Raw genomic sequence first — 8,483 nt, forward strand, 5'->3', positions numbered from 1 at the left:
TCTATCTGTAAATGCTAGGCGTCGAACAATTGCACCAAGCACTCGCGGCAGCCTCCATCGATTTGAGGAAGCATGCCGAAATGTTGCGCCAAGAAAATAAGGATGCGCTTTATAGCGCTTTTGAAAATCAACAGCTTCGAAATTTCTTTTCTGAATTCTCTTTTGACAGCGAACTCACAATCGGCAGCTTTAGCCTGCGTCAAGCCAATTGTTTAAAAAAAGACCTGGTTTGGGATGAGGACTTTAAGCGGGGGTTGAAATACAGCCTCCTAATCCTGGGCAGTGGAATCAGCGGCGATATGGTTACCGTTGACTTACTGGATTTTCAAGCAGGCATTCTCTTTCAGGACTATTTCTGGGAGCGCCCAGAAGAAGACCCGAAAGAATTTCTAGTAAAGTTGAATTGTTCACTTGGACAATTCTATTTGAATTCAATACAGCTGCCCGAATATCCTATTGATGCTTATGAGGCGGCAGAATTTATGAATTCGCCCTTTACGGGTTATGCTGACATATAATTGAGCCGTTCACCGCCCCAAAAAGAACGCCCGAAACAGGGCCAACTCTTCCAATTCCCGCTGCACATAGGCCCGAAAAAACGACTCGCCGACTTGCCGCTGCAAGACGGAAATGCCCACGTCAATCAGGCGTAGGCCCTGCTGAGTGAGCAGAATGTTGTCGTACCGGTCGCCGGGCAGGTGGGAAGGGCGTAGCAAGTCGCGGTGCACGAAGCCCGCCGCGTGCAGTGCCCGTAATTCGTCGGCAAATACGCCGAACCAGATTTCGCGTATTTCGACTTCATAAGCGCGGTAATCGATGGGGTAAATGCGCTCCATTGCCAACATATCGGTGCCGAGAATTTCGTTGGTTTCCAGGCGCAGAAATTTGACCACCAGCCCATTTATCTCGTTGGCGAAACGCATTTTCTCGGCTTCCGAGCCGATGTCGGAACGGGTATCGTCGCTGAATAATTTGCCAACTTCCGTTTCGGAAAGCGCAATGGCCGCATTGTTGGCCCCGCGCGAAAGTTGTCGTGGGTAGCGTTTGGGTTCCATTGGGGCGCCGGGTTGAGTTTGGCCAAAAGTACAGGTACTTATCGGCACTTCTCCTTGCGCCGCGTGTCGATAATATGCGCGATTTTCCAGCCGTCGGCCAACTTCACCAGCTGGAAAGAGTCGTAGCCGCAGTGGCTGAATTTGCTGCCCAGGTAGAACTTGTAGGGCGCCCACACGCTGGCCAGGTTGGCATCGATTAACACCCGCTCGAACTGTACCCGCTCGTCCCAGACGGCGGCGTGGGGCGTACCCACGGCTTTCAGGAAGCCGTTGATGGATTCGATTTCCAGCGTGGGCGGCTGCCCGGGCTTGCCGCCGAAACCGTGGAATACGGCCGCCGGGGCCAGCGTGCGGCGCACGGCGGTGCTGTCGCCGCGCCGCATGCCATCGAAAAACGCGGTGACGGTTTGCTTCACGGCTTCTGTTTCGGCAGAAGCTTTTTGGGCGTGGGCGGCAGGAGTTGCGGCGGGCAGCAGCAACAGGAGCGGAAAAAGCTTCATGCGTTTCGGTTTTAAGGAAGCAAACGACGAGGGAAGGCCGGCCGCGTTGCAAATCTTTCTGGCGCGGCGGGTGTTACCTTAGCTACTCCCAAACCTGCTCTGATATGAACGGCAAGAACCTCTTCAACTTTGGTCCCGTGCTCGGCTATTATTTCCGCAAGCACGACCCCAACCGCAAGAACAACTTCAACATGAAGACCATGCACTTCATCAATAAGCTCAGCCTGGCCATGTTCCTGGTGTGCTTGGTGGTGATGCTGTTCCGCTACGTGCTGTAAGAAAATCCGGGATGAACATTGAGGATTTTCGCGACTATTGCCTGCAGAAAGCCGGCGTAACCGAAGAAACGCCCTTCGGCCCCGAAACGCTAGTGTTCAAAGTTGGCGGCAAAGTGTTTGCCCTGACTGATATCGACACCTTCGGCAGCATCAACCTGAAGTGTGACCCCGAGCGCGCCGAAGAGCTGCGCGAGGCCCACGACTACGTGCGGCCCGGCTACCACATGAACAAAAAGCACTGGAACACAGTGCTCATTGGCACCGGCGCCCCGGAAAGCCAGTTGCGCGAGCTGATTGACCACTCCTATGAGTTGGTACGGGCCTCCCTGCCGAAGGCGGTAAAGGCGTCGTTGGAATAGTTTTAACTGGGATAACGTCATGCCGAGCGCAGCCGAGGCATCTCGCGTGCAGTAGTAAACCTTGACGGTAGGAGTTACTACCCCACGCGAGATGCCTCGGCTGCGCTCGGCATGACGGGCTTTTGGTGGCGTATTTTGACAAGCTACATCACTGCCCAACCAAAAACACTGCGTTGCCAAACATCAATTTCCCGCTCTGCCAAAAGGCGCGGAATAGCGGGTTGTCGCCCAGGTAGACCACCGAACCGCGGCCCAAATCCTGGGTGCCGACTACGAACGTATCGGTGAGTTCTTTGCGGGCCTTGGAACCGGTGAAACCGGCCGAATAGCTGTCTGTTTTAATGACGCCCACATTCCAGCCGCCTTTACCCAGGAAGCTATAGTTGAGTGGGTTGCGCACCAGCGCGAAGTAGGTGTCGCCGTAGCCGAAGGCCAGCGGATGGGTATTGTCGAGCTGTACGCGGTAAATACTGCCCTGCACCGCGTCTTCGGCTTCCTCGCGCTCGGCGTCGCCGTAGCGGCGCAGCAGGCGGTAGGGGTTGGCTTTCAGCTCCTTTTTGATGGCGGTGGAATCGGTGGTTTTGGGCTTGAGCAGGAAGTCCTTTTTGCCGGACAAAAACTTCGCTGCGCCTTCGAGGGCGATGAGGCGGCCGCCGTCGCGCACCCAGGCCTTGAGGCTTTCGAGTGTTTTTTCGGGGTAAATGTCGCCGTACCCGCTGCCGTTGGGCAGGATGAGCACGTCGTATTTATTGAGCGACACGCGGCTGAGGTAGTCGGTGCCGAGCACCGTGAGCGGGTAGCCGAGCTGCTGCTCGAAGAAGTGCCACACCTCACCAAACGCGGTGGCATCGACGCCGGGGCCGGCCACTACGGCTACGTTCGGCTGCTTCACGAAGTGCACCGAGCTGGAGCCGAGGTCGCGCCCCGAAGTGGAGAAGCCCGATTTCACGGCCATGACGGTGGTGCCGGCCGAATCGGCCTGGGCGCGCACCAGCTGGTCGAACCGCGCGCCGAGGCCCTCGTTGCCGGTGCGGGTGATGATGAGCGTGCCGGGCGCGTACTGCTGGCCTTCCGACTCAAAGGCTTTTTCGGCGTAGCGCACCTTCACTTTCTGTTGCAGCAGGCGGCTGAGGAAACGCACGTCCTGCAGGCTGTTCCAGCGGGCGATGTAGGCGTAGGGGCGGTCGGTGGCGGCAGCGGTGCCCTTCACGCTGGCGGTGGCGGGCGCATCGGCCGAGGCCGCGAGGCGGCTGGCTACGGCGTACGATTTCAGGCCAAACGCGTAGGGCAGGGCCCAGGAGGTAATGTCGTAGGTGAGTGAGTCTTCGAGTTGGGACTTGGGCTCGAACAGCACCTTCACCAGCGTCGACTTGGGCTGGAACATGCTGATGACCACGTCGCGGGGCTCGATGGTGACGTCGCCGGTTTTGCCGGTGGTGTAGCTGAAGCCGTGCGTTTTGGTGCGCTTGGGCGCGTAGCCGTAGCGAATCTGGTTACGGTCGAGGTACTGCGTGAAGGTGCGGAGCTGGCCGGGGTCGTTTCCGGCCGCCATCACATAGCTCTTGAACTCGCCCTGGGGCTTGCTGGCGGCGTTGGCGAAGTAACTTTGGAACTCGCGGACCAAATCATCGTGCCGCTCGGCGGTGGCTTGAATGGTGGCGCGGCTGGCGGCGTGGTGGTGCGCAATGCGCTGGGCCAGCGTGAGGGTGTCGCCGTCGAGGCGGGCGTAGGCCACGCCGGCGGGTCCGCCGCCGCCCTGCTCATACGTCATGCCAATTGCGCCGTTAAAGCTGGGCCAGGTGTCGCCGTAGGTGGGGGCGTACAGGTCGTAGACTTCGCGGGTGAAATACAGCCAATTATTCTTGTCGAAAGCCACCTTGTTGTAGTCGCCCAGCACGCCCTGGAACTGGCGCTGCCAGGCCGTGAGGTCGGCGTGGTAGGGCTTGGCGGCGGGCGAGAAGTAGTAGGTGTTGTTCGGGCCCATCTCGTGGAAGTCGGCGTGCACCTCGGGTAGCCACTGGTTGTAGAGGGCAATGCGCTGCTTGGTTTCCTGCTGGGTTTGCCAGGCCCAGTCGCGGTTAAGGTCGAAGTAGTAGTGGTTGTAGCGGCCGCCGGGCCAGGGCTCGTGGTGCTCCCAGGAATCGGGGCTGGTGTTGGGCGAGAGGTTGCGCACGCGGTTGTACCAATTCACGTACCGGTCGTGGCCGTCGGGGTTGATGCATGGGTCGACGATGACGACGGTGTTGCGTAGCCACTCCTGCATCTGCTGGTCTTGCGGGTTGGCCAGGTCGTAGAGCACCTGCATCACGGCTTCGGAGCTAACTGCTTCGTTGCCGTGCACGTTGTAGCTCAGCCAGCACACGGCCGGCTGCTGGCGCTGGGCGCTGCCGCTTTCCAAGCCGGCGAGACGCAGGTTGTTGTGGCGCACGTCTTCGAGCCGGCCGAAACTCTCGGCGCTGGCCACCTGCACCACTTCCAGCGGGCGCTGCTCGTAGGTGCGGCCGTAGCGCACCAGCTTCATGCGGCCGGGCGTATGGGCCGTGACGTGGGCCACGTAGCGCAGCAGCTCAGTGTGGGGCGTGAACTGCGCACCCAGCTTGTAGCCGAGGAATTGCTCGGGCGTGAGGAGTGGGCCGGCGTCCGGTGTTTGAGCTGCGGCATGGCAGCTCAGGAGCACGGTAGTAACCCAAGAACCCAAGACCCGCCGCCAGGCTCGGGAGAAATTGAGCTGCGACCAGGAAAATTGTTTCATTGCAAGCGCATAAATTCAAAGGGCAAACGTACTGCGTACCTACGAAAGGTGGACGCTTCTGCCAACTGCGCCGGCGATACCGAGGATTTTTTTGACGGGGAAAACCTTTTGTAACCGGCATGGTTACATTTGCGGGCAGTCGTTTGTGCCCGCTTCCAGGTAATGCAGATAAGCAGTCGTTTTTCCGTCGCCGTACACATTCTTTCCCTGCTCGCCACGCAGCCGGAAGATGAGTTGCTGACGTCGGAGCGCATGGCCGGGAGCGTGAATACCAATCCGGTGGTGATTCGGCGGCTGTTGGGCCAGCTCAAAAAGGCGGGTTTGGTGGAGGTGCGGCCGGCGGCCGGCGGCACGTTCCTGCGCGGCCGGCCCGTCGATGTCACGCTGCTCGATGTCTACCGGGCGGTGGAAGTGGTGGAGGCCGGCCATCTGTTCAGCATCCACAGCTCGCCCAACCCCAAATGTCCGGTCGGCCGCCACATTCAATCGGCCCTCAACGGCATCGTATCGGAAGCCCAAACGGCCATGGAGCAGGTCCTGGCCGGCGTTACCCTTCAGCAGGTGGTAGCTGATTTGCAGGCCAAAACGTAACTACTAACTTTTTTTAGGCTCAGCTGTAACCGCTGTGGTTACATTGTTTTTTTTCATCCCCAAACTCATTTCATCATGAACATTGCCCTCATTGGCGCCACCGGATTTGTTGGCTCCAAGCTTTTACACGAAGCCCTGACGCGCGGCCACCACGTCACGGCCATTGTGCGCGACGCCGCCAAACTCACCGAGAAAAACAATTTGCTGACCGTCGTGACCGGCGACGCCACCAAGCCCGACCAACTAGCGAGCCTGCTCGCCGGCCACGACATTGTGCTGAGTGCCTACAACGCCGGCTGGGAAAACCCCAACCTCTACAACGACTTCCTCGCCGGCTCGCGCGATGTGCAAGCCGCTACCGAGAAGGCCGGTGTGCCACGCCTGCTGGTGATTGGTGGGGCGGGTAGCCTCGAAATCAACGGCCAGCAACTGGTAGATGGCCCGGATTTTCCGCCCCACATCAAGCCCGGCGCCACGGCAGCCCGCGACTATTTCAACGAGTTGAAAGGCAGCTCCCTGGACTGGACGTTCTTCAGCCCCGCCATTGAAATGCACCAGGGCATCACCACCGGCCGCACCGGCCACTATCGCCTGGGCACCGACAGTCCGGTTTTCAACGAAGAGGGGCGGAGCATTCTTTCGGGCGAGGACCTGGCCATCGCCGTGCTCGACGAGGTAGAGAAGCATCAGTTCAGTCGCCGGCGCTTCACGGCCGCGTATTAATCCGCGTATGAAAATCTGCTCATAAAAAAAGGCCTGCCGCATCCGGCAGGCCTTTTTTATGACTGAAAACTTGGTTGTTTGGGCGGTCTCGGCATCCGTGTACAGTCCGAAGCAACAGCAGCAGCGCGAACTGTGTAGTTCGCGTCCCAGAACGACCACCGAACGGCGCGGCGACGCGAACTACACAGTTCGCGCTACTATACAGCAACCCCGAAACTGCTCTAATTAGTTAATTAAGCCTAAGCGCTGGTCTTACTACTTGTTACGCCGTTCTGAATACTTATTTTACCACCAAGCGGTTGGTCCATTGCTGACCGTCGGGCGCGGTGGCTTGCACCACGTACACGCCCGCCGCCAGGCCATCGAGCGCTAGGCGCAGGCCCGCGGGGCGCCGCACCACGCGGCCCAGCGCATCGGTGAGGGTGAGCGAGGTGCCGGCCGGCAGCGGCGGCAGATTCACGGCCTCCGTTGCCGAGGCGGGGTTGGGGTAGAGGGCCAGCTGAGCCACGGGCTGCGCCGAACGGGTGGCCGTGACAATCGCGCCCAAGTGGGCCACAAATAGGTTGCCAACGGGCGCATTCTGGCCAGTGAGGGCCGTGGTGCCAAACAGGCCGGCCCCGTTCAGGATGCCAGCCACCGCCAGACGGTTGGTGCCGTCGAGCGATACGTACAAGGGCGACTCGTCGCCGACACCACCGGTTTTGACCGACCAGTTCACGTTGCCGGCAGCAGAGTAGCTGACAATCAGACCATCCAGGCCGCCGGCGTTGGGCAGCGTGGCGCTGCCCAATGTGCCCGCGCCGCTGAACTGGCCGGCGGCGTAGATATTACCGGCTGCATCGGCTGTTACGCCCCGGTAGGCCGCGCCCACGGCACCACCCAGGCCGCGCACCCAGCTGCTGGCCCCGGCAGCCGGGGTCAGCGTCCACACGTAGCCGCTGGGCACACCTGCCGAGCCGGCCAGGGTCTGGCTGCCGAAGGTGCCCGCGCCCGTCACAAAGCCCGGCACCACGAGGCGGCCGTTGGCATCAAGCGCCGTGTTGCCGGCAAAATCGAGGCCGGGGCTACCGGCGCGCTGCAGCCACTGGGGCGTGCCCTGGGTGTTGTATTTCACCACCACCACGTCGAGGTCGCCGTAGCCGGCGGGCATGGTCAGCGCCCCGAAACCGCCCGCGTTGGCATTGCAGGTCCAGGTGAGGTACACGTTACCGCCGGGCTCTACGGCCAGGCTGTTGTAGTAGAAATTGGTGCCGGTGCCCGCTGGCGCTACCGCCCGGCCGCCCTGCTGAGCCCACAGCGGCGTGCCCTGCGGCGATACCTTAACCAGAAATTGGTCGAAGGCAATGCTGGTGCCCGCAATGGGCGTGGTGAGCGAAAAGTTGCCAAACGCCGCACTGAGGCCAAAGGTCCCGCTGATGTAGCTATTGCCCGCGGCATCGAGGGCCAGGTCGGCCACGATGAGGTAAGAGCCGCTGCCCACTTCCGTAATGGAAAGCACCTGGCCCTGCGCATCGAGTTTGGTGAGCACCGCTACCGGGCCAAAGCTGTTGCTGGAAAACGTGGTGCTGCCCAACTGGGCGCCGTCGCTCGACATGCCCACCAGCGTCACTTTGCCGGTGCCATCAATCAGGACTTTTTGAAATCCGTCGTTGAAAAAGCCGGCCAGCTGCCGCGACCACAGCAGCGCCCCGGAGGGGTCGTATTTGGCCACGAAGCCATCCTGGCCGGAGCTGGTGGTGAGCACGGTGCCGGGGGCCAGCGTGAGGGGTTGGCTGAAGCTGCCGGCCAGGTAGGTGTTGCCGGCGGCATCGGTGGTCATGGTGCCGGCGCTAGTCAGGTTGCTGCTGGCGAGCATTTTGGCCCAGGTCCAGGCCGGGGCCGTTTGGGCTTGCGCACCCAGGGAGAAGGCGCTCAAGAGAAAGGGTAGGAGTTTTTTCATGAAATAGGTTGGTGAAGAATAAAGCAGACAAAGATACCCGCAGCATCTGGCCTGTAATGAGCTGCATAATTTTTATTTTCGCTCGTCATGCTGCAATTGCGAATGTGCCAGTTAGCAATGCCTCATGGTCGCGCCAGCAGGAATACTACCCGGTTTTTTACTGGTAGGTGAACAAAAAATCGGTTGCTCGCCGTTGCCACTGAAACCATGAAGCTGTTTAGAAAGTCAAAATCGTTGTCATCCTGAGCGCAGCGAAGGACCTTATCACGTCAGAACAACGCCTATT

9 protein-coding genes are annotated in these 8,483 nt (G+C 60.1%); 5 read left to right on the forward strand and 4 right to left on the reverse strand.

Annotation, left to right across the window (positions count from 1 at the left end; translation table 11 throughout):
* The first annotated feature begins 11 nt into the window (after positions 1 to 11).
* Entirely contained in the window at positions 12 to 518 is a 507-nt protein-coding gene (locus tag JKL48_RS21710; RefSeq protein ID WP_201987294.1) for a hypothetical protein, read from the forward strand.
* 9 nt (positions 519 to 527) lie between these two features.
* On the opposite strand, the gene JKL48_RS21715 is transcribed toward JKL48_RS21710, so the two are convergent.
* Together JKL48_RS21715 and JKL48_RS21720 are read right to left on the reverse strand one after the other, a co-directional pair.
* The gene (locus JKL48_RS21715) at positions 528 to 1,055 is read right to left on the reverse strand and encodes a hypothetical protein (protein ID WP_201987296.1); all 528 of its coding nucleotides are present in this window, start codon (positions 1,053 to 1,055) and stop codon (positions 528 to 530) included.
* 38 nt (positions 1,056 to 1,093) lie between these two features.
* On the reverse strand, positions 1,094 to 1,555 hold the full coding sequence (locus tag JKL48_RS21720; protein WP_201987298.1) for a nuclear transport factor 2 family protein: 462 nt from the start codon (positions 1,553 to 1,555) through the stop codon (positions 1,094 to 1,096).
* Between the two features lie 104 nt (positions 1,556 to 1,659).
* Here JKL48_RS21720 and JKL48_RS21725 point away from each other — a divergent pair, with 104 nt between their 5' ends.
* Positions 1,660 to 1,833, forward strand: a complete 174-nt coding sequence (locus JKL48_RS21725; protein WP_201987300.1) for a DUF6728 family protein — start codon at positions 1,660 to 1,662, stop codon at positions 1,831 to 1,833.
* 11 nt (positions 1,834 to 1,844) lie between these two features.
* On the forward strand, positions 1,845 to 2,192 hold the full coding sequence (locus JKL48_RS21730; protein WP_201987302.1) for an MmcQ/YjbR family DNA-binding protein: 348 nt from the start codon (positions 1,845 to 1,847) through the stop codon (positions 2,190 to 2,192).
* A 148-nt stretch (positions 2,193 to 2,340) separates the two neighbouring features.
* On the opposite strand, the gene JKL48_RS21735 is transcribed toward JKL48_RS21730, so the two are convergent.
* The gene (locus JKL48_RS21735; RefSeq protein WP_201987304.1) at positions 2,341 to 4,944 is read right to left on the reverse strand and encodes a M14 family metallopeptidase; all 2,604 of its coding nucleotides are present in this window, start codon (positions 4,942 to 4,944) and stop codon (positions 2,341 to 2,343) included.
* A 162-nt stretch (positions 4,945 to 5,106) separates the two neighbouring features.
* Between JKL48_RS21735 and JKL48_RS21740 the strand changes: the two genes are divergently transcribed.
* Both JKL48_RS21740 and JKL48_RS21745 read left to right on the forward strand, forming a co-directional pair.
* Complete coding sequence (locus JKL48_RS21740) at positions 5,107 to 5,535, forward strand: Rrf2 family transcriptional regulator (protein ID WP_201987306.1); 429 nt, start codon at positions 5,107 to 5,109, stop codon at positions 5,533 to 5,535.
* Between the two features lie 75 nt (positions 5,536 to 5,610).
* A complete protein-coding gene (locus JKL48_RS21745) occupies positions 5,611 to 6,258 on the forward strand; it encodes an NAD(P)-dependent oxidoreductase (RefSeq protein ID WP_201987308.1) in 648 nt (215 codons plus the stop codon).
* Positions 6,259 to 6,538: 280 nt separating this feature from the next.
* On the opposite strand, the gene JKL48_RS21750 is transcribed toward JKL48_RS21745, so the two are convergent.
* A complete protein-coding gene (locus tag JKL48_RS21750; RefSeq protein ID WP_201987310.1) occupies positions 6,539 to 8,197 on the reverse strand; it encodes a T9SS type A sorting domain-containing protein in 1,659 nt (552 codons plus the stop codon).
* Positions 8,198 to 8,483: the final 286 nt, after the last annotated feature.

Origin of the sequence: Hymenobacter rubidus, assembly GCF_016734815.1 — a bacterium.
Lineage (GTDB): Bacteria > Bacteroidota > Bacteroidia > Cytophagales > Hymenobacteraceae > Hymenobacter > Hymenobacter rubidus.

What these genes read in the sequence shown, in the direction of transcription:
- JKL48_RS21715 (WP_201987296.1), bottom strand. Translation starts at nt 1,055, where the DNA reads ATGGAACCCAAACGCTACCCACGACAACTTTCGCGCGGGGCCAACAAT.
- JKL48_RS21720 (WP_201987298.1), bottom strand. Translation starts at nt 1,555, where the DNA reads ATGAAGCTTTTTCCGCTCCTGTTGCTGCTGCCCGCCGCAACTCCTGCC.
- JKL48_RS21735 (WP_201987304.1), bottom strand. Translation starts at nt 4,944, where the DNA reads ATGAAACAATTTTCCTGGTCGCAGCTCAATTTCTCCCGAGCCTGGCGG.
- JKL48_RS21725 (WP_201987300.1), top strand. Translation starts at nt 1,660, where the DNA reads ATGAACGGCAAGAACCTCTTCAACTTTGGTCCCGTGCTCGGCTATTAT.
- JKL48_RS21710 (WP_201987294.1), top strand. Translation starts at nt 12, where the DNA reads ATGCTAGGCGTCGAACAATTGCACCAAGCACTCGCGGCAGCCTCCATC.
- JKL48_RS21730 (WP_201987302.1), top strand. Translation starts at nt 1,845, where the DNA reads ATGAACATTGAGGATTTTCGCGACTATTGCCTGCAGAAAGCCGGCGTA.
- JKL48_RS21745 (WP_201987308.1), top strand. Translation starts at nt 5,611, where the DNA reads ATGAACATTGCCCTCATTGGCGCCACCGGATTTGTTGGCTCCAAGCTT.
- JKL48_RS21750 (WP_201987310.1), bottom strand. Translation starts at nt 8,197, where the DNA reads ATGAAAAAACTCCTACCCTTTCTCTTGAGCGCCTTCTCCCTGGGTGCG.
- JKL48_RS21740 (WP_201987306.1), top strand. Translation starts at nt 5,107, where the DNA reads ATGCAGATAAGCAGTCGTTTTTCCGTCGCCGTACACATTCTTTCCCTG.